This is a genomic window from Streptomyces rubradiris (assembly GCF_016860525.1).
In the GTDB taxonomy this organism is placed as follows: Bacteria; Actinomycetota; Actinomycetes; order Streptomycetales; family Streptomycetaceae; genus Streptomyces; species Streptomyces rubradiris.
In genome coordinates this window covers 704,089-725,894 of sequence record NZ_BNEA01000015.1, presented here as the reverse complement: position 1 = coordinate 725,894, position 21,806 = coordinate 704,089, and the positions used below count along the sequence as shown (strand labels likewise).

The window sequence follows — 21,806 nt, the reverse complement described above, 5'->3', positions numbered from 1 at the left end:
CGCCGGTGGCCGTCGCGTCGTCCCGCTCTTCGCGCCACGGGACTTCCGGGGTGCCGTGCCGGCGTCGTCCTCGCCCCTGTCCGGACGGGCGGGGGCGGCCGGGACGGTCGACTACGTGCGGGCGCCCGGTCCGCCGGAGGCCGCCGCGTTGGCCCCTGTGGACGAAAGGGCTGCGGCGGGCGTGCCCGCGGGGTCCGGACCGCCGGCCTCCGCGCCGCGCGCCGTCGCGGCCACGGCGGCGGCCGACCGTACCAGCGCGGCCGTGGCCAGGGAGCGGGACTGCTGCGGCCAGGCGATCGCCAGGAGCGAGGGCGGTGCGTCGGTGACGGGCCGGTAGACGACCCCGGGGCGCGGGTAGCGGCCGGCGACGGACGCCGGCAGCACGGCCACCGCGTCGCCCAGCGCGACGAGCGTGAGCAGCTGGGCGAGGTCCCGGCCCGCGCCGCGCGTCTCTTCGAGGAACCGGTGCAGTCCGCCCGGCCGCAGGCCCAGGTCGGCGAGGGTGATCCGGTCGCGGCCGGCCAGCGGGTGGGCCGAGCCGAGGGCGGCGACCCGGCCCTCTTCGAGCAGGGCCTCGCTGTCCAGGCCGGTGCTGTCGAACGGCTCGTGCAGCAGCGCCGCGTCCGCCTCCCCGCGCCGCAGCAGCCCGGGCTGTTCCCGCCAGGCGCACAGCCGGACCGTCACCGGCAGCGCGCCGGGCCGGGCGGCGTAGTGCTCCAGGAGGGGCTCCAGCAGCCCCGCGTCGCCGTCGGCCTTGACCGCCAGGACCAGTTTCCGGTCCGGTCCGGCCGCGCGCCGCGCCCGCCGCCCGGCCGCATCGAGGGCGTCCAGCGCGAACCGTGCCTCCGGCAGCAGCACCTCGCCCGCCTCGGTCAGCGCGACGCGGTGCGTGGTCCGGTCGAACAGGGGCACCCCCAGCTCGGTCTCCAGCCGGCGGATCGCCCGGGACAGCGGCGGCGGGGAGATGCCCAGCCGCTCGGCGGCGCGGGCGAAGTTGAGTTCCTCGGCCACGGCGACGAAGTAGTGCAACAGGCGGGAGTCCACCCCGTACCCCTCCGCTCGGTATTGCCCTGAGGGTAACAACCCTGAGCCGGCCGGTCCTTCGGTTCCCGGGCCCCGGCGGGCAGGCTCGGGCACGTCTTCTTCCGCTCACTTTCTTCCGCTCGCCGAGCAGACCTCTCCGGAGCCCTCATGATCCTCGTCACCACCCCCACCGGCCAGATCGGCGGCCAGGTACTCGCTTCCCTCCTCGACGCCGGGGACGCGGCGGGACCGGTGCGCGTCGTCGTCCGCGACCCCGCCCGTCTGCCCTCGCGGGTACGCGACCGCGTGGAGGCCGTCACCGGCTCGCACGCCGACCCCGACGTCATGGCCAAGGCGTGCGCGGGTGCCGACCGGGTGTTCTGGCTGGTGCCGCCGTCGCTCACCGCCGACAGCGTCGAGGGCCACTTCCGCGCCTTCACCCGGCCGCTCGTGGACGCGATCGCGACGCAGGGCGTGGAGCGGGTCGTCGCCGTCTCCACCCTCGGCCGCGGGGTGGCCGGCCACGCCGGGCAGATCTCGGCCTCGCTGGCCGCCGACGACGAGGTCCGGGCCACCGGCGTGCACCACCGGGCGCTGTGCCCGCCGTACCTGATGGAGAACCTGCTCGCCCAGGCCCCCGCGCTGCGCGACGGCGGTGAGCTGGCCATGGCGGTGCCCGGCGACCGGGTGCTGCGCACCTGCGCCACCCGGGACATCGGCGCCACGGCGGCGCGCCTGCTGCTCGACGGCGCCTGGACCGGCCAGGCCGACGTACCGATGGCGGGCCCCGACGACCTGACGCCCGAGGGCATGGCCCGGGTGGTGTCCGAGGTGCTGGACCGGCCGGTCCGCTTCCGCCGGATCGGCGCCGAGGAGCAGAAGGCGGCGCTGCTGCGGTACGGCGCGAGCGAGGCCGCGGCCCAGGGCCTGGCCGACATGATGCGCGCCCTGGACGAGCAGGACTTCTACGGCGCCGGCGTGCCCGTCACCCCCGACGCCGCGCCGACCGGTTTCCGCCAGTGGTGCGAGCAGGTGCTCAGGCCCGCGGTCCTCGGCTGAGTCCGCGGCTCAGCGCTCCAGCAGCATCCGCTGCAACTCGCGCGCCGCCCGCGGCGGGGCCACGTCGCTGCGGTGGGCGAGCGCGATCGTACGGTGCAGTCCGGGCCGGGCCAGCGGGGTCACCCGCAGCCCGCGCCCGGCCCGGGTGGCGACCATGCGCGGCACCACCGCCACCCCCAGCCCGGCCCGGACGAACCCCAGCACCGCGTCCATCTCGCCGCCCTCCACCGCGAAGTCCGGTTCGAAGCCCTCCGCCCGGCACGCGGCCACGGTCAGCTCCCGCAGGTCGTACCCGTGCCGGAACATCACCAGCCGCTCGCCCGCCAGGTCGGCGATACGGATCACCCGCCCGCCCCGGCCGGGCGCCGGCGCCTCCGGCGAGGACACCACCACCAGGTCCTCGCGCAGCAGCTCCACCGTGGTCAGCGCGGGCGCCGGCGTCGGCAGCGGCAGTACGACCAGGGCCAGGTCGAGCGCACCCCGCGCCAGCTCGCGCACCAGGTCGTGGGAGCCGCCCTCCTCGATCAGCAGCCGGATGCCCGGATAGCGGTCGTGGAAGGCGCGCAGCACGTCCGGCAGCAGCCCGGTGCACAGACTCGGTGTCGCCCCCAGCCGCACCCGACCCCGGCGCAGCTGCACCAGCTCCTGCACCTCGTGCCGGGCGGTGTCCGCGTCGGCCAGGATGCGCCGGGCCAGCGGCAGCAGCGCCTCGCCGGCGTCGGTGAGCGTGATGTTGCCCCGGGCGCGCAGGAACAGATCCGCTCCCAGCTCCCGCTCCAGCGCCCTGATCTGCTGGGACAGCGACGGCTGGGCCACGTGGACCCGTTCGGCGGCCCGGGTGAAGTGCCGGGTCTCGGCGACGGCCACGAAGTACTGGAGCTGCTGGAACTGCACCTAGCCAGCATAGCCTCAGCCTATGGAAACAAGCTGCACCATGTCTTGGACCGATCGGGACCTTCGGCCCTAGCGTTCTGTGCCATGGCTCTGGCAACGCGGACGGACCGACGGCCGTCCATGGCGCGTACCGTGTGGGACAGCTCCGTCGGCAAGAAGACGGTCATGGCCGTCAGCGGCGTGATCATGCTGCTGTACCTGGTCGCCCACGTCATCGGCAATCTGAAGATCTTCTTCGGCCCGGACGAGTTCAACCACTACGGGCACTGGCTGCGCACCGTCGGCGAACCCTTCATGCACTACGAGTGGACGCTCTGGCTGATCCGGGTCGTCCTCGTCGTCGCCGTGGTCGCCCACGCCACCTCCGCCTACCAGCTCAGCCGCCGCGACCTCAAGGCCCGCCCCACCCGGTACGTCCACAGCAAGCCACGGGCGAGCTACGCGACGCGCACCATGCGCTGGGGCGGTGTCATCCTCGGGCTGTTCATCGTCTGGCACGTCCTCGACCTGACCACCGGCACCGTGCACTCCGGCGGCTTCCAGGAGGGACACCCGTACCAGAACGTCGTGGACACCTTCTCCACCTGGTACGGCAACGTCATCTACATCGTCGCGATGCTCGCGCTCGGCCTGCACATCCGGCACGGCTTCTGGAGCGCCGCCCAGACCCTCGGCGTCGGCAGCCGCGCCCGCGACCGCGCCCTGAAGACCGTCGCCAACGTCCTCGCGCTGCTGCTCACGGCCGGCTTCATCGCCGTACCCGTGGGCGTCATGACCGGAGTGGTGAGCTGACCATGACGTACACCGACTACGCGACCGGCGCCCCGGTCACCGACACCAAGGCCCCGTCCGGCCCGATCCACGAGCGCTGGGACACGCGCCGGTTCGAGGCCAAGCTGGTCAACCCGGCCAACCGGCGCAAGCACACGGTGATCGTGGTGGGCACCGGCCTCGCGGGCGGCTCCGCCGGCGCCACCCTCGCCGAACAGGGCTACCACGTCGTCCAGTTCTGCTACCAGGACTCCCCGCGCCGGGCCCACTCCATCGCCGCGCAAGGCGGCATCAACGCGGCGAAGAACTACCGCAACGACGGCGACTCCATCCACCGGCTGTTCTACGACACCGTCAAGGGCGGCGACTTCCGCGCCCGCGAGTCCAACGTGCACCGGCTCGCGCAGATCTCCGTGGAGATCATCGACCAGTGCGTGGCCCAGGGCGTGCCGTTCGCCCGCGAGTACGGCGGCCTGCTCGACACCCGCTCCTTCGGCGGCGTCCAGGTCTCCCGCACCTTCTACGCCCGCGGCCAGACGGGCCAGCAGCTCCTCCTCGGCGCCTACCAGGCGCTGTCCCGGCAGATCGCCGCCGGGAACGTGGAGATGCACCCGCGCACCGAGATGCTGGACCTGATCGTCGTCGACGGCCGGGCGCGCGGCATCGTCGCCCGGGACCTGATCACCGGGAAGATCGACACGTACTTCGCGGACGCCGTCGTCCTCGCCTCCGGCGGCTACGGCAACGTCTTCTACCTGTCGACCAACGCCATGAACTCCAACGCGACCGCGATCTGGCGGGCGCACCGGCGCGGCGCCTACTTCGCCAACCCGTGCTTCACCCAGATCCACCCGACCTGCATCCCGCGCACCGGCGACCACCAGTCCAAGCTGACCCTGATGAGCGAGTCGCTGCGCAACGACGGCCGGATCTGGGTGCCCAAGGCCAAGGGCGACACCCGCCCGCCGCACCAGATCCCCGAGGACGAGCGCGACTACTACCTCGAACGCATCTACCCGTCCTTCGGCAACCTGGTGCCCCGGGACATCGCCTCCCGTGCCGCGAAGAACGTCTGCGACGAGGGCAGGGGAGTGGGCCCCGGCGGCCAGGGCGTCTACCTTGACTTCGCCGACGCCATCAAGCGCATGGGCCGGAAGGCCGTCGAGGCCAAGTACGGCAACCTCTTCGACATGTACCAGCGGATCACCGACGAGGATCCGTACGAGGTGCCGATGCGCATCTACCCGGCCGTGCACTACACGATGGGCGGCCTGTGGGTCGACTACGACCTGCAGACCACCATCCCCGGCCTGTTCGCGATCGGCGAGGCCAACTTCTCCGACCACGGCGCCAACCGGCTCGGCGCCTCCGCCCTGATGCAGGGCCTGGCCGACGGCTACTTCGTGCTGCCGGCCACCATCAACGACTACCTCGCCCGCAACCCCCACCAGGACCCGGTCACCGACCAGCACCCCGCCGTCCAGGAGGTGCTGGCCGAGACCGAGGACCGGATCAACCTGCTGCTGGCGGTGGACGGCGACCGCACCCCGGACTCCTTCCACCGCGAACTCGGCGAGCTGATGTGGGAGTTCTGCGGCATGGCGCGCTCCGACGCCGGGCTGCGCAAGGCCCTGGAACGCATCCCGCAGATCCGCGAGGAGTTCTGGCGCCGCATCAAGGTCCCCGGCACCGGCGAGGAGTTCAACCAGTCGCTGGAGAAGGCCAACCGGATCGTCGACTACCTGGAGCTCGCCGAGCTGATGTGCCTCGACGCGCTGCACCGCACCGAGTCCTGCGGCGGCCACTTCCGCGAGGAGTCCCAGACCCCCGACGGTGAGGCGGCCCGCAAGGACGAGGAGTTCTCCTACGCCGCCGCCTGGGAGTTCACCGGCACCGGCGAGGCCCCCGTCCTGCACAAGGAAGACCTGGTCTTCGAGTACGTCCACCCCACCCAGCGGAGCTACGCATGAAGCTCACCCTGCGCGTCTGGCGGCAGAAGAACGCCGGCGCCGAAGGAGCGATGTCCACCTATGAGGTGGACGACATCTCGCCCGACATGTCCTTCCTGGAGATGCTGGACGTCCTCAACGAACAGCTCATCCTGTCCGGCGAGGAGCCCGTCGCCTTCGACCACGACTGCCGCGAGGGCATCTGCGGCGCGTGCAGCCTCGTCATCAACGGCGACGCGCACGGGCCGGAGCGCACCACCACCTGCCAGCTGCACATGCGGTCCTTCAAGGACGGCGACACCATCGACATCGAGCCGTGGCGGGCGTCCGCCTTCCCGGTGATCAAGGACTTGGTGGTGGACCGGTCGGCGTTCGACCGGATCATCCAGGCCGGCGGCTACATCACCGCCCCCACCGGTGCCGCGCCGGAGGCCCACGCCACCCCGGTGCCCAAGGCCGACGCCGACTTCGCGTTCGAGCACGCCGAGTGCATCGGCTGCGGGGCGTGCGTGGCCGCGTGCCCCAACGGCGCGGCGATGCTGTTCACCTCCGCCAAGGTCAACCACCTCAACGTGCTGCCCCAGGGCGCGCCCGAGCGGGAGACCCGGGTGCTGGACATGGTGGCCCAGATGGACGCCGAGGGCTTCGGCGGCTGCACGCTCACCGGAGAGTGCGCCACGGCCTGCCCCAAGGGCATTCCGCTGATGTCCATCACCAGCATGAACAAGGAGTGGCTGCGGGCCACCAGGAAGGCCGGCAAGAGGTAGCCGCAGCCTGAAGACGTTCGCCGACCACAGGCGGGCGGGCGGGGCCGGGGAGGTGCTCCCCCGGCCCCGTCTGGTGTTCCGGCTCCCGGTAGCCTGCCGCCGTGCTCTTCGGGAACGAGCGGACGGCATAATCCGGGCGAGGGCGAGGGCGAGGGCGAGGGCGAGGGCGAGGGCGAGGGCGAGGGCGAGGGCGAGGGCGAGGGCGAGGGCGAGGGCGAGGGCGAGGGCGAGGGCGGCTGCTCGCCGGCCGCGTCACCCGGGACGGCTGACCGGGGCGTTCACCCGCCCCACATCCGCGCTCCCGGCACCGGTCACGCGCACGCCAACCGGCCTCGGAAGAACAGGAGCGGAGGGCCGCGCGCACCGGGCCCGCCGCCCCTGCCGACCCGGCCCGTGCCCAGGAGTAAGCCATGACCGGCGTTCCCACTCTCGACCGTCCCCCGCAGCCCGCGGCCCCCGCCCGCTACACCGTCACCCTCGCCCGCGACGAGGCCGACGTGCGTGCCGCGCAGCGGCTGCGGCACGACGTCTTCGCCGGGGAGATGGGGGCCCTGCTGGCCACCCCGGAACCGGGGCACGACATCGACGCCTTCGACGCCTACTGCGACCACCTCCTCGTCCGCGAGGAGGCGACCGGGCAGATCGTCGGCACCTACCGGCTGCTGCCGCCGGAGCGGGCCGCCGTCGCCGGACGGCTCTACTCCGACGGCGAGTTCGACCTCACCGCGCTCGACGCGATCCGGCCGCGGCTGGTCGAGGTCGGCCGCTCCTGCGTCCACCCCGACCACCGCGACGGCGCCGTCATCGGCCTGATCTGGGCCGGCATCGCCCGCTACATGACCGACCGGGGCCACGAGTGGCTGGCCGGCTGCTGCTCCGTACCGCTCGCCGACGGCGGCGCCCTCGCCGCCGGCACCTGGCAGCGGGTGAGCGAACGGCACCTGGCGCCCGAGGAGTTCCGGGTCCGGCCCCTGCTGCCGTGGACGGCGCCCGCCACCGCCCCGGCCGCCCGCACCGAGCTGCCCGCCCTGCTGCGCGGCTACCTCCGGCTCGGCGCCTGGGTGTGCGGCGCACCCGCGCACGACCCCGCCTTCGGCGTCGCCGACCTGTACGTCCTGCTGTCCATACGCCGGGTCGACCCGCGCTATCTGCGTCACTTCCTCTCCCTCGTCCCGGCCTGATGAGCGGCTGGCTGCCCACCGCGCCGTGCACCCCGGCCGCCTGCGTGGAGCCCGTCCGGGCCACCGCGTCCGTTCCCCGGGCCGTGCTGCGGCTGACCGGGCTCGCGGCCCTGGTGCTGGCCGGGATCGCGCTGTCCCCGTTCGGCGGACGGGTCCCCGCCGCGTGGGTCCGGCGGTGGTGCGGGCTGATCGTGCGGGCCGCCGGGGTCCGGTTCCGGGTCACCGGCACCGCACCGCCGGACGGCGGGCTGCTGCTCGTCGCCAACCACGTCTCCTGGCTGGACATACCGCTGCTCGCCGCCGTACGCCCGGCCCGGATGCTCGCCAAGTCCGAGGTCCGGCGGTGGCCCCTGGCGGGCGCGCTCGCCGCGCGCGGCGGGGCCCTGTTCCTCGAACGGGACCGGCTGCGCGCCCTGCCCGGCACCGTGGCCCGGATCGCCGGCACGCTGCGCGCGGGCGGGGCCGTGACCGCCTTCCCCGAGGGCAGCACCTGGTGCGGACGCGCCCAGGGCCGGTTCCGCCGGGCCGTGTTCCAGGCAGCGCTCGACGCGGGTGTACCGGTCCAGCCGGTCGGGCTGCGCTACCGGCGGCGGGACGGCGGCCCCGGCACCGCGGCGGCCTTCGTCGGCGAGGACACCCTGCTGGCCTCGCTGTGGCGGGTGGCCCGCACCCGGGGCCTGGTCGCCGAAGTGGAGCTGCGCCCGCTGATCCGGCCGGGCACCCACCCCGACCGCCGCACCCTGGCCCGCGCCGCCCAGCCGCCCGCCCCCGAGCCCGCCTGGACCCACGCGGCCCTGGTCGCCGGCGCCCGGGCGCGCCCGCTCGGCCACGACACGCGGGCGGGCCGCCCGGTCCTCAGGGCATGACCGGGGCCGGGGCCGGGCCGGCCCGGGCGGTCAGGGCAGGACCCGCGCGAGATAGGGCGCGGTCGCGCTGCCCTGGGCCCGGGACACCTCGTCCGGTGGGCCCTGCGCCACGATGCGGCCGCCGCGGTCGCCGCCGCCCGGGCCGAGGTCGATCACCCAGTCGGCGCCCGCGACCACCGTCATGTCGTGCTCGACCACGACGACCGTGTGCCCGGCGTCGACCAGCCCGTGCAACCGGTCCGTCAGCACCTCCACATCGGCCGGGTGCAGCCCGGTCGTCGGCTCGTCCAGCAGATACAGGGTGTGGCTCCGGCGCCCCCGCTGGAGCTCGCTCGCCAGCTTGATCCGCTGCGCCTCCCCGCCGGACAGCTCGGTCGCGGGCTGCCCGAGCCGCAGATAGCCCAGGCCCACGTCCAGCAGGGTGCGCAGGCTCCGGGCGGCGGCCGGGGTGTCCGCGAAGAACTCCGCTGCCGCCTCCACCGTCAGGTCCAGTACCTCGGCGATCGTCCGCCCCCGGTACCGCACCTGGAGCGTCCCGGGGTTGTAGCGGGCGCCCGCGCAGTCCGGGCAGGGCGCGTAGGTGCTCGGCAGGAACAGCAGCTCCACGCTCACGAACCCCTCGCCCTGGCAGGTCTCGCAGCGCCCGCCGGGCACGTTGAAGGAGAACCGGCCGACCCCGTACCCGCGCGCCCGCGCCTCCTCGGTGCCGGCGAACACCTTCCGTACGACGTCGAACAGGCCCGTGTAGGTGGCCAGGTTGGAGCGCGGGGTGCGGCCGATGGGCTTCTGGTCGACCCGGACCAGCCGTCCCACCCCCGGCAGATCCTGCGTCAGCTCCCCGACCAGCGTGGACTTTCCGGAACCGGAGACACCGGTGACCGCGGTGAACGCGCCGAGCGGGACGCGGGCCGTGACCGCGCGCAGATTGTGCCGGGTCACCGGCCCCACCGTCAGCCAGCCGCGCGGCTCGCGGACCTCGCGCGCCGGACCGGGCGACTCGTCGAAGAGGTAGGCGGCCGTCGCCGACCCGGCCACGGAGGCCAGTTCGGCGGGCGGCCCGCTGTACAGCACCCGGCCGCCGCGCTCGCCCGCGCCGGGACCCACGTCGACCACCCAGTCGGCGCCGCGCACCACGTCCAGATGGTGTTCCACCACGAACACCGAGTTGCCGGCCGCCTTGAGCCGCTCCAGCACGGTGAGCAGCGCCTCGGTGTCCGCCGGGTGCAGCCCGGCGGACGGCTCGTCCAGCACGTACACCACGCCGAACAGCCCGGAACGCAACTGGGTGGCCAGTCGCAGCCGTTGCAGCTCGCCCGGGGACAGCGTGGGGGCGGCCCGGTCCAGGCTCAGATAGCCGAGGCCCAGCTCGACCACCGGCGCGATCCGGGACTTCAGGTCGGCGGTGAGGACGCGCGCCGTCTCGTCGTCGCCGTCGGGCAGCCCCGCGAGGTCGGTCAGCGGCAGCGCGGCGAGTTCGGCGATGGTCCGGCCGCCGTAGGTCACCGCGAGCGCCTCCGGCCGCAGCCGGCTGCCGCCGCAGTCCGGGCAGGGGGTGCTGGTCAGGAACCGCTCCGCCTTCGCCCGCAGGGTGGCCGACTTGGTGTCGGCGAAGGTCTTGAGCACATACCGGCGCGCGCTCGTGTAGGTGCCCTGGTACGGCCGTTGGATGCGGTCGGCGTCGCGCACCGGGTGGACGGTGACGACCGGCTGCTCGTCGGTGAACAGGATCCAGTGGCGCTGTTCGGCGGGCAGCTCGCGCCAGGGCCGGTCCACGTCATGGCCGAGCGTGTCCAGGATGTCCCGCAGGTTCTTGCCCTGCCAGGCACCCGGCCAGGCCGCGATCGCCCCCTCGCGGATGGACAGCGAGGGGTCCGGGACCAGCAACTCCTCGGTGGTGTCGTGGACTTCCCCGAGGCCGTGGCAGCGCGGGCAGGCCCCGGCGGCCGTGTTCGGCGAGAACGCGTCCGAATCCAGCCGCTCCGCGCCCGCAGGGTAGCTGCCGGCCCGCGAGAACAGCATCCGCAGCGAGTTGGAGAGATGGGTGACCGTGCCCACCGAGGAGCGTGAGGTGGGGGCCGAGCGGCGCTGCTGGAGCGAGACCGCGGGCGGCAGCCCGGTGATCTCGCCGACCTTCGGGGCCCCGATCTGGTGGATCAGCCGGCGCGCGTACGGCGCGACCGACTCGAAGTACCGCCGCTGGGCCTCGGCGTAGACGGTGCCGAACGCCAGCGAGGACTTGCCCGAACCGGAGACCCCGGTGAACACGGCCAGCACGTCCCGGGGAATGTCCACGTCCACGCCCTTGAGGTTGTGCTCGCGGGCGCCGCGGACGCGGACGTAAGGGTCGTAAGGGGTGTGCATCGGGGGAACTCTATCCGCCCCCGTGCGCCGCTACCGCGGAGGGTTGCCCGGGTCCTGCGGCCGGGTGCCGAACTCGTCCCTCAGCTTGTCCTGACCGGTGTCGACCCGTGACTGGTACTTGCCGCCGGTGCGCTGGTCGATGTAGTCGCCGCCCTTGTCGATGCCCTTGTCGGCCGTACTCTCGTGGCCCTTGATCATCTGCTTGAGCTTGTCCAGCATGGACATGGCAGCCTCCTCGTCGCTGACAGGCTTGCCCTCCCAGGGTCACCGGCCCGCGCCGGAACCGCATCTCGGGGACCGGGGGCTCACCGGCCCGGCGCGAACAGCGCGGCCAGCCGCCGGAAGGAGTCCAGCAGCCCCGTACGGTCGTAGGTGCTGGTCGTCACGAGCACCTCGTCGGCGCCTGTCTCCTTCAGCACCGACTCCAGCTCGTGCGCGACCTGCTCCGGGGTGCCCGCGATGTGCCCGGCGAGCGCGGACTCGTAGAAGTCACGCTCCTTCGCGGTCATCGTCCGACCCTCCACGGACTCGGCCGGGGCGAGCGGCGGGAAGGTACCGCGGGTGCGGGAGTAGGCCAGCGACCAGGCCTCGGGGACCAGCAGCCGGCGCGCCTCGGCCTCGGTGCCGGCGACCGCGACCGTGCCGGAGATCACCACGTACGGCTCGGCCGCCCAGCGGGACGGGCGGAACAGGGAGCGGTACTGGTCGATGCCGCGCAGCATCTTCTCCCGGCCCCGCAGATCGCCGATGACCATGGGCAGGCCCGCGCGGGCCGCGATCCGCGCGCCCTCGCCCAGGGCCAGCACGAACGGCGGCACGGTCAGGCCCTCGGCGGGCCGGGCCCGCACCCCGGTCGGCGAGCCGCCCGTGAACCAGTCCAGCAGTTCGCCGAGCTGGGCCGCGAAGTCCTCGGCGTCGCCCTTGTCCCGGCCCAGCGCCTTGCGCACCCCGTCCGTGAAGCCGACCGAGCGGCCCAGCCCCATGTCGACACGCCCCGGGAACAGCGACTCCAGCACCCCGAACTGCTCGGCGACGACCAGAGTCCGGTGGTTGGGCAGCATGACCCCGCCCGTGCCCACCCGGATGGAGCGGGTGGCGGCGGCGACCGCGGCGGCGAGCACGGTCGGCGCGGACCCGGCGACCCCGGGCACGCCGTGGTGCTCGGACACCCAGAACCGGTGGTACCCGAGCGCCTCCGCCTCCCGGGCCAGTGCGACGGTGTCCCGCAGCGCCTCGCCGGGCGGACGGCCCTCGCGGGTGCGCGAGCGGTCGAGGACGGAGAACCGGGTGCGGCTGATCACTGTGCTGCTCACGCAGTGTTCAACGCCGGGACGTGCCCAGGATTCCCGGAGGGCCGTGCGGGCGCGCGGCGAACGGCGGCTGGCTAGGGTGACTGTGTGACCGACCGCGACAGGCCGCCGATCGCCGTGTTCGACCTCGACAACACGCTGGCCGACACCGCCCACCGCCAGCACTTCCTGGAGCGCCGGCCGCGGGACTGGGCCGCGTTCTTCGCCGCCGCGCCCGCGGACCCGCCGCTCGCCGAGGGCGTGGCGCTGGCCGTGGAGAGCGCCCGCGCCCGCGAGGTCGTCTACCTCACCGGCCGTCCCGAGCGGTACCGCCGGGACACGCTGGACTGGCTCGCGGCGCACGGACTGCCCGAGGGGCGGGTGTTCATGCGGCGCGACGCCGACCGCAGACCGGCCCGCCGCACCAAACTGGAGATCCTGCGCCGGCTCGCCCGGGACCACGAGGTCGAGGTCCTCGTGGACGACGACGAGCTGGTGTGCGACGACGCCGAACGAGCCGGGTTCACCGTCGTACGGGCGCGCTGGGCGGAGAAGTCGGCCGCGGTCGAGGAGGCGCAGGAGCGGGAGGGCCGCACCTGACGCGCGCCGGGACGGCTCAGGCGTCCTCGATGCGGAAGCCGACCTTCAGACCCACCTGGTAGTGCTCGATCCGGCCGTTCTCGATCTGGCCGCGGACCTGGGTCACCTCGAACCAGTCCAGGTTGCGCAGCGTCCGGTCGGCGCGCGCGATGCCGTTGCGGATGGCCTGGTCCACGCCCTCGTGCGAGGTGCCGACGATCTCGGTGACCCGGTAGGTGTGGTTCGTCATGCGGGTGCTCCTTACGTCTCACGCCGTACTCCACCGTGCACTATCCGCGCCCGCTCCGCATGGCGTCGGAGGGCGTACCGCCGGGTAGCGCTTGACCTCCGCATTGGTACATACCAAAATCCAGCACACCCGTACGAGCCCACGCGCTCGTCCCCCCACGTCGGGCCCCACCCTGTACCAGCACCCCGCGGCACCCCCTGCCCGACAGAACAGGACCCTTCGTGAGACGTCGTCTGCTCGCCCTCGTCTGTGTCACCGGCTCCCTCGTCAGCGCCTGCGGGTTGCTCCCCGGCGACCACCAGGAGCGGAAGACCGTCACCGTGTGGCTGATGAAGGACAGCGCCTCCAAGGAGTTCCTGCGGCGGTTCACCGAGGACTTCGAGCGCACCCACGACGACCTGCGCCTCGACATCCGCATCCAGGAATGGACCGGCATCGTGGAGAAGGTCCGCGGCGCGCTCAAGGAGCCCTCCGGCGACGGGCCGGACGTCATCGAGGTCGGCAACACCCAGGTGCCGCTGTACGCCGACGGCGGCCGGCTCGCGGACCTCACGCTGGAGTCGATGCGGGACTGGGGCAAGGACACCTGGCTGCCCGGCCTCGCCCAGCCCGGCAAGGACGGCAACAAGCAGTACGGCATCCCCTGGTACGCGGCCAACCGGGTCGTCATCTACCGCAAGGACCTGTTCCGGCAGGCCGGCATCGCCCGCCCGCCGCAGACCCGCGACGAATGGCTCACCGCCACCGAGAAGCTCAACACCGGCGGGAACCAGGGCATTTACCTCGCGGGCCAGGACTGGTACACGCTCTCCGGGTTCATCTGGGACGAGGGCGGCGAACTCGCCGAGGAGAAGGACCACGAGTGGCGGGGCACTTTGGACAGCCCGGCCGCGCTGCGCGGCATGGACTTCTACCGCAGGCTCCAGGCGCTCGGCGCGGGCCCCGTGGACGCCGACGAGGAACACCCGCCCCAGTCCGGGGTGTTCGCCGGCGGCAAGGTCGCACAGATCATCGCCGTACCCGGGCTCGCGCAGTCGATCGTCAGGCAGAACCCGGAGCTGAAGGACCAGCTCGGCTTCTTCCCCGTACCCGGCCCCACCGCCGGCCGGCCCGGCGCCGTCTTCACCGGCGGCTCCGACCTGGTCGTCCCGCGCAACACCGACGACCAGTTCGCCGCGACCACCGTCGTCGGCGCGCTCACCGGCGACAAGTGGGACACCGAGCTGGCCCGCACCATGAACTACGTGCCCAACAAGACCACGCTGGCCGGCGCGGTCGCCGGCGCGGAGGGGGTCGCCGCCATGGCGGCGGGCGCGGCGCACGGCCGGGCGACCCCCTCCACCCCTCAGTGGGCCGACGTCGAGGCGGACAACCCGATCAAGGAGTACATGACCCGGGTGCTCCAGGGCGGGGACCCGGCGACCGAGGCCCGCCGCGCCTCCCGGAGGATCACCGAGGCGCTCGCCCCCGACGTGGGCTGAGCCGCCGCACTTGGCTCACCGCATCCCGCGCGGCGCACCGCGCTCACCGCACCACGCTCAGCGACAGCGCGAAGCGGCCCTGCGCGTCCGTCCACCAGTGCGTCAGCTCCAGCCCGGCGGCGGCGAGTTCCGCGGTCACCCCCTCCTGGCGGAACTTGGCCGACACCTCGGTTCGCAGTTCCTCGCCCGCCGCGAAGTCCACGGCGAGGTTGAGCGCGGGTACCTTCACACTCTGGGCGGTACGGGAGCGCAGCCGCATCTCGATCCACTCCCGTCCGGCGTCCCACAGGGCCACGTGCTCGAACGCCTCCGGGTCGAAGTCGGCGCCCAGCTCGCGGTTGATCACGGCGAGCACGTTCCGGTTGAACGCGGCAGTCACCCCGGCCGCGTCGTCGTACGCCCGGACCAGCACCCGCTCGTCCTTGACCAGGTCCGTGCCGAGCAGCAGCCCGTCGCCCGGGGCGAGCAGCGCGCGGACGGAGGCCAGGAACCGGGCGCGTTCGGCGGGCAGCAGATTGCCGATCGTGCCGCCGAGGAAGGCCACCAGCCGGGGCCCCGGCGTCGCGGGCAGGGTCAGCGGTGCGGTGAAGTCGGCGATCAGCGCGTGCACCCGGAGACCGGGACGCTCCTCGACGAGCGCCCGCCCGGCCCGCGTGAGCGCGCTCTCGCTGACGTCGACCGGGACGTACGCGGCGAGCGCGGGCAGCGCGTCGATGAGATGGCGGGTCTTCTCCGAGGAGCCCGAGCCCAGTTCGACCAGGGTGCGGGCACCGCTCGCGGCGGCGATCTCCCCGGACCGGGTGGCGAGGATCTCCCGTTCGGCGCGCGTCGGGTAGTACTCGGGCAGCTCGGTGATCCGCTCGAACAGCTCGCTGCCGCGGGCGTCGTAGAACCACTTGGGCGGCAGCCGCTTCGGGACGGTGGTGAGGCCGCTGAGGACGTCGGCGCGCAGCGCGGCCTCCGTCGCGTCCTCGGGGAGGGTGCGGGTGATGTGCAAGGGGCTCAACGGGAGGGCTCCTTCGAGGGTACGGCCGCCGGATCCTCCAGCGGGGCGAGGCGCACGCCGGCGCGGCTCGCGGTGAGCACGGTGCGGTCGGGGACCTCTCGCCAGAGCGGGTCGTCGTCGTACGGCTCGGAGGCGACGACCGCGCTCCGGCCGGGCTCCGCGCGGTACCACAGCGAGTCGCCCCAGGCGGTCGCGGTGATCGTGTCCCCGTCGGTCAGCAGCAGGTTCAGCCGGGACGCCGGGGCCGCCCGGGCCAGTTCGCGCACCGGTTCGCCGAGCGCCCGCCGGGGCGGCTGTCCGGCCTTCAGCCGGTGCAGGACCAGTGCCCAGACGAACGCGGAGTCGGTGCGGGCCTGGAGCGACAGCAGTTCGACCGGGGGCAGCGTGGACACCAGCGGGGCCGCCGCGTCCGGCCAGCCCGCGATCAGCCCGTTGTGGCTGAACAGCCACCGCCCGGCCGCGAACGGCGCCGCGGCGGCCTCGGCGTCCGCCCCCGCCAGCGTCGCGTCCCGGACCGCGGCGAGGACGGCGCCCGAGCGCACCACCCGGCCCAGGTCGGCGAAGGACAGGTCGGCCCAGATCGGCCCGGCCCGCCGGTAGCGGGCCGGCGCCGGATCCCCGGGCGCGTACCAGCCGACCCCGAACCCGTCGGCGTTGACCGTCCCGTACCGCTGCCGGCGCGGCGCCCACGACTGCCGGTACAGGCCGTGCGGCGGCTCCACGATCAGCCGCCCGAGCGACTCCTCGGGCCCCAGATAAGCGAGGTGACGGCACATCAGACGGCCTCCGAACGGGCGGTGCGGAACCCGGAGAAGATCTGCCGGCGCACGGGGTAGTCCCAGTTGCGGAACGTGCCCCGGCAGGCCACCGGGTCCACGGCGAACGAGCCGCCGCGCAGCACCTTGTGGCCGGAGCCGAAGAACACCTCGGAGTACTCCTTGTACGGGAACGCCCGGAACCCCGGGTACGGCAGGAAGTCGCTCGCCGTCCACTCCCACACGTCACCGATCAACTGCCGCACGCCCAGCGGCGACTGACCGGCCGGATAGCTGCCGGCGGGGGCGGGCCGCAGATGCCGCTGGCCGAGGTTGGCGTGCTCGGGCTCGGGGTCGGCGTCGCCCCACGGGTAGCGCCGGGAGCGGCCGGTGACCGGGTCGTGGCGGGCCGCCTTCTCCCACTCCGCCTCGGTGGGCAGCCGGCGTCCGGCCCAGCGGGCGTAGGCGTCCGCCTCGTACCAGCACACGTGCAGCACCGGCTCGTCCGGCGGCACCGGTTCCGTGATCCCGAACCGGCGCCGCAGCCACCGGTCGCCGTCCCGCCGCCAGAACAGCGGGGCGGTGATGCCGTGCCGCCGGATGTGCGCCCAGCCCTCCGGTGTCCACCAGCGCTCGGTGGTGTAGCCGCCGTCCTCGATGAACGCCTGGTAGGCGGCGTTCGTCACCGGGACGGTGTCGATCCAGAACGGCGCGACTTCCCGTGAGTGCGCCGGGCGTTCGTTGTCCAGCGCCCAGGGCTCGCCGGAGGTGCCCATGGTGAACGGGCCGCCGGGTACGAGGACTTCGGCCGGACCGGTGAACGGCGGTGCCGGGTCCGGGTCGGGCGCGGTCAGCGCCCGCGGGCCCTTCCTGAGCTGATGGGTGATCAGCATCGTCTCGTCGTGCTGCTGTTCGTGCTGGGCGATCATGCCGAAGGCGAAGCCGGCCTCGGTCAGCCGGGTGCCGTGGAAGTCCGCCGACGCCAGCAGGTCCAGCGCCCGGCCGCGCACCTCGGCCGCGTACCGGCGGGCCTCGGCGGGCGGCAGCAACGGCAGCTTGGGGCGTTCGGCGCGCGGGTGCTCGAAGGCGTCGTACAGGCTGTCTATCTCGGGCCGCATCGCCTCCCGGCCGCCGACCGCCCGCAGCAGCCACAGCTCCTCCTGGTTGCCGATGTGCGCGAGGTCCCACACCAGCGGGGACATCAGCGGGGAGTGCTGGGCGGTGAGGTCGGGTTCGTCGACACAGGTGGTCAGCAGCGTGGTGCGGGCACGGGCGGTGGTGAGGCAGGCCAGCGCCCGTTCGCGCAGCGCCTCGGTGTCCGTCTCGGTGGTCGTGGTGCCGGTCTCCGGGGCGGTCATGTGCGGATGTCCTTCCTCCCGTGGGCGCGGGTGTCCCCGGGTGGTCCTTCGTCCAGCAGGTCGTCGGCCGGGCAGCGGCCCCGGGCGACATGGCGGTCGCGGAAATCGGCCACGGCGTCGACGACCCGGGTCGTGGCGCCGAGCCGGGGCAGCGCCTCCAGGGCCGCCGCGAAACAGCCGTCGGCGGCCTCGCGCAGCTCCGGATCGGCGAGGGCGTGCCGGGCCGCGTCGGCCCACAGCGGATTGTGCGGGGCGGGCCGGTCCAGGGCCCGTTCGGCGAGCGGCTTCACGGTCCGGTAGGCCGTCTCGGCGGCCTGCGGGTCGTCGAACAGCGCGGCCGTCACCGCGAGGGGCACGAGCCAGCCGTCCGTGCCGGGCTGCGCGTCGATCATCCGCAGTTCCAGGTGGCCGCGCGGCCGGACCGGCGGGAAGAGGGTGCTCAGGTGGTAGTCGAGGTCCGCCCGGGTGGGCGGCCGGGGCGACCGGGAACGGGTCCACTCCCGGAAGGTGAGCCCCTCGGGAACCTCCCAGGGGCCGTCGTCCCGGCGGACGCACATCACCGGTGCGTCCAGCGCGTGCCGGGCCCAGGCGGCGCGCGGCTCGCCGTCCAGCGGGGGAGCGCCGGCCCGGCCGGGCCCTATCTCCATCCACTTCAGCTGACGGGTGGACCGCCAGCCGGTGCGCCGCAGGCCGGCCAGCGGGGAGTTGGCGAACGCGGCGACCAGGACCGCGCCCAACTGGTGCGCCAGCCACCAGCGCCGGGTGTGCCCCAGCGGGCCCGGCTCCTCGTGACCCGCGTCCACGCACACCTGGACGGAGGCGGAGGAGCACATCATGTGCCGGCCGGCCGGACCGGTGCGGTCCAGGCAGGTCTCCATGGCGTCGTAGCGGGGTGCGCGCAGGAACCTGCGGGGCGGGTGCCGGGGATCGTGACCGAGGCCGGCGAGACCGAGGCCGTGCCCGGCCAGAGCGGCCCGTACGGCGTCCAGGTCGGCGGAGACGGTGTCGACGCACTCCGTCAGGGAGGCGGCGGGCGGCGAGCTCAGCTCCAGCTGGCCGCCGGGTTCGACGGTGAGCGCCGAGGCCAGGGGCAGGGTGCGCACCGTGGCGTAGGCCGCTTCGAGTCGTTCGGGTGTGACCGGGAGCTGTGGCAGCTCCAGGGAGTGGACGAGCCACTCCAGCTCGACACCGAGGGCGCGGGGCGGTCCGGTCTTGAAGCAGATGCCCCGGATCAGGGCCTCCGCCTCGTCCTCGGTGACGACGGCGCCGTGCTCGGTACAACCACCGCCGTCGCTCTGTATGTCGGACATGTCGGGATTCTCCTGAGGCTCCAGCATGCCATCGGCCCATGGCGCGGGCCGAGCGGGTACGCATCCCAGCCAAGACCCTTCGGCGGGCGCGCACAAGAGTGCCGACCCGGACGTTCCGGGCTCGTCCTCAATTCCGTTGCATCGCGTACCAGCATCACCCAGGATGCCTGCATGAGCACGACGGGGGAGACCGCGCGGGGCGCGGTCGCGGCGCCCGCGGGGGTGGCGCCGTGAGCGCGCGCCTGCGCCAGATCGCCGCGGAGACGGAGCGGATCGTGGCCGCGGGCCGGTACCGGGCGCCGGACGGCCGGGAGGTGCCGATCGCGGAGGCGGTGGAGGCCGCGCGGGCGGGCACCCGGATCTTCGGTCCCGACCCGGTGCCGGTGCCGTCGGCGTCACCGCCTTGGGGGACGGGACCTTCGGGGACGGTACTTTCGGGAACGGGGGCTTCGGGGGCGGTGCCGGAGGGCGGCACGCGGTTCGAGGTCACCGGGGAGAGCAGCCTGGAGGCGGCCCGCCGGCTGGCCGACGGCCCCGTGGCCGTACTGAACTTCGCCTCGGCCCGCAACCTGGGCGGCGGCTACCTCAACGGCGCGCAGGCCCAGGAGGAGGCCCTGTGCCGCGCCTCCGCGCTGCACACCTGCCTGCTGACGGCCCGCGGCTTCTACGACCACCACCGCGCCGACCGCGATCCGTTCTACTTCGACCGGGTGATCCACTCGCCGGGCGTCCCCGTCTTCCGCGACGACCGGGGGCGGCTGCTCGCCGAGCCGTACCGCGCGGGCTTCCTGACGTCCGCCGCCCCCAACGCGGGCGTGATCCGGCGTACGGCACCGGAACGGGCCGCCGAACTGCCGGGCGCGCTGGCGGTCCGGGCGGAACGCGTGCTGGAGACGGCCGCGGCCCAGCGCTACCGGCGGCTGGTGCTCGGCGCCTGGGGCTGCGGTGTCTTCCAGAACGACCCGGCGCGGGTCGCGGGCGCCTTCCGGGCGGTCCTGGGTCCCGGCGGCCGGTTCGCGCGCACGTTCGACCACGTGGTGTTCGGCGTGCTGGACCGGACTCCGGGGGCGATGGTACGGGAGGCGTTCGCACGGGCGTTTCCCGAGGCACGCGGGGCATGAAACGGGTTCGGGCGAGGGCGTCGGGGAAGCCGACGGCACGCCCGGCCCGTCTCGCCGTCAGGTCCAGCCGTAGCGCTCACGCAGTCGCTGCCGGACCAGATGGAAGCGCATCCGGTCCAGCGCGCAGGCCTCCCTGCGCATGCCCTGCTCGTGCAGCCGTAGCACCCGGTCGACGTCCACCCAGGAGTCGCGGCCGAAAGCGGTCCCACGGGCCGCCGCCGATGGCCACCCACTCCCGGTCCCCGTCATGCCGCTTGCTGGACAGCGGCAACGCGAGGAACGCGCCCGCCGCCTCCCGGGCCACGACCGGCACCGGGCGGTCCTTGCCCCGGCCGTCGTTCTCCTCGTACGGCACCCACGTCCACCCGATCTCCCCGGGGTCGGGGTCGCCGTCGTGGGCCGGGGAGTACTCGGTGCGCACCCGGCCGACCTCGCGCGGGTCGGCCTCGGTGGTGGCGTAGGGGCCATGGCGGCCGGGGGCGCTCTCATCGGTGAACGTACTCACGCGGGCACCCTGACGGGCCGCGCGATTGGCCCCGTCACCGCGGGTGTCACGCCGTCGCCGCATCGGGGCGCGAGCCGATCCGCATGCCGGGGCGCCGGTTGTGCACGGTCAGGTACGTCAGCCCGGCCGGGCCGGCGGTGATGCCGCGCGCGGAGCCGTGCGGCAGCCAGACCAGGGCGCCCTCGGCGAGCGGCTGCCCGGGGTCCGGGGAGCCGTCGCCGAGCACGCCGTCCCCGGCGATGACGAGGACCAGCACGTCCAACTGCGTCTCGGTGTGGGCCGGGACCCGGCCGCCCGGGGTCAGCCGGACCACGTTCGCGTCGAGTTGGCGCCCGCTCTCGGCCAGCTTCCACAGCACCCCGGCGGGGACCGGCGGTGCCTCGGCCAGCGCGTGGGTCTCGCACAGGACGCGCGGCCGGGTCGCCGGGCGGGCGGCCGGTCCGGTGTCGGTCGCGGACGGCGATGTCATCTGGTGTTCCCCTCGGCTCTCGCGTTCCCCCGCTCGCACATCCCGGTCACCCTACAATTGATCCATGTACGATTCGTGAAAACCGGCCGGGGCGGAGAGGGGTGTCCGGACGTGAGCACGCGGGAGAGTCCGCGCCGCCGAGCGCTGCTGGACGTGCTGCGCGCGGCGCCCGCGCCGCTGGGGGTCGCGCAGGCCGCCGAGCGGATGGGACTGCACCCCAACACCGTGCGGTTCCACCTGGACGCCCTGGTGGCCGACGGCCTCGTGGAGCGCCGGAGCGAGGAGCCCTCCGGGCCCGGCCGGCCCCGTACGGTCTACACCGCGCGCCCCGGCATGGACCGTGGCGGCCCGCGCGACTACCGGCTGCTGGCCCGCATGCTGCTCAGCCGGTGGACCGCCGCCGACCCGGCCGAGGCGCGGGCGGAGGCCCGGGAGACGGGCCGGACCTGGGGCCGCTATCTGGCGGACCCGCCCGCGCCGGACGAGACACCGACGCCCGAACGGTCGACGGCCCGGCTGCTCGCCCTGCTGGACGGCCTGGGCTTCGCACCGCGGGCCGAAGGTGCCGGCGAGCCCGGCCGGCCCCCGGAACGGATCCGGCTGCGGCACTGCCCCTTCCTGGAACTGGCCGAGGAACAGGGCGGGTTGGTGTGCTCGCTCCATCTGGGCCTGATCCAGGGGGCGTTGGCCCGGATGGAGGCGCCGCTGACGGCCACCGGACTGGAGCCGTTCGCCGAACCGGACTCGTGCGTCGCCCATGTGGCCGGCGCGTCGGTGGCCTGAGCCTCCTGGCCCGCGCGCGCACCCATCCG

Annotated in this window: 21 protein-coding genes and 1 pseudogene; 10 read left to right on the top strand and 12 right to left on the bottom strand. The window is 74.2% G+C overall.

Translation table 11 applies throughout. The features are described from left to right. Window positions 1–111: 111 nt before the first annotated feature. The gene (locus Srubr_RS16575; RefSeq protein ID WP_189989225.1) at window positions 112–1,044 is read right to left on the bottom strand and encodes a LysR family transcriptional regulator; all 933 of its coding nucleotides are present in this window, start codon (window positions 1,042–1,044) and stop codon (window positions 112–114) included. A 147-nt stretch (window positions 1,045–1,191) separates the two neighbouring features. Between Srubr_RS16575 and Srubr_RS16570 the strand changes: the two genes are divergently transcribed. Then, entirely contained in the window at window positions 1,192–2,082 is an 891-nt protein-coding gene (locus Srubr_RS16570) for an NAD(P)H-binding protein (RefSeq protein ID WP_189989223.1), read from the top strand. A 9-nt stretch (window positions 2,083–2,091) separates the two neighbouring features. On the opposite strand, the gene Srubr_RS16565 is transcribed toward Srubr_RS16570, so the two are convergent. Then, a complete protein-coding gene (locus tag Srubr_RS16565) occupies window positions 2,092–2,976 on the bottom strand; it encodes a LysR family transcriptional regulator (protein WP_189989221.1) in 885 nt (294 codons plus the stop codon). A 120-nt stretch (window positions 2,977–3,096) separates the two neighbouring features. Between Srubr_RS16565 and Srubr_RS16560 the strand changes: the two genes are divergently transcribed. The 5 genes from Srubr_RS16560 (at window position 3,097) to Srubr_RS16540 (ending at window position 8,510) form a co-directional block, all read left to right on the top strand. Further along, window positions 3,097–3,768: a succinate dehydrogenase gene (locus Srubr_RS16560; RefSeq protein ID WP_189989219.1), complete on the top strand. Its 672-nt coding sequence runs from the start codon at window positions 3,097–3,099 to the stop codon at window positions 3,766–3,768. 2 nt (window positions 3,769–3,770) lie between these two features. After that, window positions 3,771–5,717 (top strand): fumarate reductase/succinate dehydrogenase flavoprotein subunit, encoded by a 1,947-nt coding sequence (locus Srubr_RS16555; protein WP_189989217.1) that lies wholly within the window; start codon window positions 3,771–3,773, stop codon window positions 5,715–5,717. Then, entirely contained in the window at window positions 5,714–6,463 is a 750-nt protein-coding gene (locus Srubr_RS16550; RefSeq protein ID WP_030780434.1) for a succinate dehydrogenase/fumarate reductase iron-sulfur subunit, read from the top strand. Before Srubr_RS16555 ends, Srubr_RS16550 begins: the two co-directional genes overlap by 4 nt. A gap of 410 nt (window positions 6,464–6,873) precedes the next feature. Then, window positions 6,874–7,644, top strand: coding sequence for a GNAT family N-acetyltransferase (locus tag Srubr_RS16545; RefSeq protein ID WP_189989215.1), 771 nt, complete (start codon window positions 6,874–6,876; stop codon window positions 7,642–7,644). Then, complete coding sequence (locus Srubr_RS16540) at window positions 7,644–8,510, top strand: lysophospholipid acyltransferase family protein (RefSeq protein WP_189989212.1); 867 nt, start codon at window positions 7,644–7,646, stop codon at window positions 8,508–8,510. The genes Srubr_RS16545 and Srubr_RS16540 overlap by 1 nt, the downstream gene beginning before the upstream one ends. A gap of 30 nt (window positions 8,511–8,540) precedes the next feature. Here the strand turns inward: Srubr_RS16540 and Srubr_RS16535 are convergent, their stop codons facing one another. The 3 genes from Srubr_RS16535 to Srubr_RS16525 all read right to left on the bottom strand — a co-directional run bounded on the left by Srubr_RS16535 (window position 8,541) and on the right by Srubr_RS16525 (window position 12,184). Further along, window positions 8,541–10,871 carry an ATP-binding cassette domain-containing protein gene (locus Srubr_RS16535; protein WP_189989211.1) on the bottom strand — a complete coding sequence of 777 codons (2,331 nt, stop codon included), beginning with the start codon at window positions 10,869–10,871 and terminating at the stop codon, window positions 8,541–8,543. A 30-nt stretch (window positions 10,872–10,901) separates the two neighbouring features. Next, a complete protein-coding gene (locus Srubr_RS16530; protein WP_189989209.1) occupies window positions 10,902–11,096 on the bottom strand; it encodes an antitoxin in 195 nt (64 codons plus the stop codon). Between the two features lie 80 nt (window positions 11,097–11,176). After that, the gene (locus Srubr_RS16525) at window positions 11,177–12,184 is read right to left on the bottom strand and encodes an LLM class flavin-dependent oxidoreductase (protein ID WP_189989207.1); all 1,008 of its coding nucleotides are present in this window, start codon (window positions 12,182–12,184) and stop codon (window positions 11,177–11,179) included. Window positions 12,185–12,268: 84 nt separating this feature from the next. On the opposite strand from Srubr_RS16525, the gene Srubr_RS16520 reads away from it, so the two are divergent. After that, window positions 12,269–12,760, top strand: a complete 492-nt coding sequence (locus tag Srubr_RS16520; RefSeq protein WP_189989205.1) for a phosphatase domain-containing protein — start codon at window positions 12,269–12,271, stop codon at window positions 12,758–12,760. 16 nt (window positions 12,761–12,776) lie between these two features. On the opposite strand, the gene Srubr_RS16515 is transcribed toward Srubr_RS16520, so the two are convergent. Beyond that, entirely contained in the window at window positions 12,777–12,989 is a 213-nt protein-coding gene (locus Srubr_RS16515; protein WP_189989203.1) for a dodecin, read from the bottom strand. Window positions 12,990–13,210: 221 nt separating this feature from the next. Here Srubr_RS16515 and Srubr_RS16510 point away from each other — a divergent pair, with 221 nt between their 5' ends. Continuing rightward, entirely contained in the window at window positions 13,211–14,470 is a 1,260-nt protein-coding gene (locus Srubr_RS16510; RefSeq protein ID WP_189989200.1) for an extracellular solute-binding protein, read from the top strand. Between the two features lie 43 nt (window positions 14,471–14,513). Here Srubr_RS16510 and egtD read toward each other — a convergent pair whose 3' ends face one another. From egtD to egtA, 4 genes are read right to left on the bottom strand one after another with little or no spacing between them, the layout of a single operon-like run. Beyond that, window positions 14,514–15,476, bottom strand: coding sequence for an L-histidine N(alpha)-methyltransferase (egtD, locus tag Srubr_RS16505; protein ID WP_189989198.1), 963 nt, complete (start codon window positions 15,474–15,476; stop codon window positions 14,514–14,516). After that, window positions 15,473–16,252 carry an ergothioneine biosynthesis protein EgtC gene (gene egtC / locus Srubr_RS16500; protein ID WP_189989196.1) on the bottom strand — a complete coding sequence of 260 codons (780 nt, stop codon included), beginning with the start codon at window positions 16,250–16,252 and terminating at the stop codon, window positions 15,473–15,475. The genes egtD and egtC overlap by 4 nt, the downstream gene beginning before the upstream one ends. Beyond that, entirely contained in the window at window positions 16,252–17,589 is a 1,338-nt protein-coding gene (gene egtB / locus Srubr_RS16495; RefSeq protein ID WP_189989194.1) for an ergothioneine biosynthesis protein EgtB, read from the bottom strand. Before egtB ends, egtC begins: the two co-directional genes overlap by 1 nt. Beyond that, window positions 17,586–18,899: an ergothioneine biosynthesis glutamate--cysteine ligase EgtA gene (gene egtA, locus Srubr_RS16490; protein WP_189989193.1), complete on the bottom strand. Its 1,314-nt coding sequence runs from the start codon at window positions 18,897–18,899 to the stop codon at window positions 17,586–17,588. The genes egtB and egtA overlap by 4 nt, the downstream gene beginning before the upstream one ends. Before the next feature lie 230 nt (window positions 18,900–19,129). Here egtA and Srubr_RS16485 point away from each other — a divergent pair, with 230 nt between their 5' ends. Next, entirely contained in the window at window positions 19,130–20,020 is an 891-nt protein-coding gene (locus Srubr_RS16485) for a TIGR02452 family protein (protein ID WP_189989190.1), read from the top strand. A gap of 57 nt (window positions 20,021–20,077) precedes the next feature. Here Srubr_RS16485 and Srubr_RS16480 read toward each other — a convergent pair. Together Srubr_RS16480 and Srubr_RS16475 are read right to left on the bottom strand one after the other, a co-directional pair. Further along, window positions 20,078–20,525 (bottom strand): annotated as a pseudogene (locus Srubr_RS16480) (type II toxin-antitoxin system PemK/MazF family toxin). Window positions 20,526–20,571: 46 nt separating this feature from the next. Next, window positions 20,572–20,994, bottom strand: a complete 423-nt coding sequence (locus Srubr_RS16475) for a hypothetical protein (protein ID WP_189989188.1) — start codon at window positions 20,992–20,994, stop codon at window positions 20,572–20,574. A 111-nt stretch (window positions 20,995–21,105) separates the two neighbouring features. On the opposite strand from Srubr_RS16475, the gene Srubr_RS16470 reads away from it, so the two are divergent. Then, window positions 21,106–21,777 (top strand): helix-turn-helix transcriptional regulator, encoded by a 672-nt coding sequence (locus Srubr_RS16470; protein WP_189989186.1) that lies wholly within the window; start codon window positions 21,106–21,108, stop codon window positions 21,775–21,777. The last annotated feature ends 29 nt before the right edge of the window (window positions 21,778–21,806 follow it).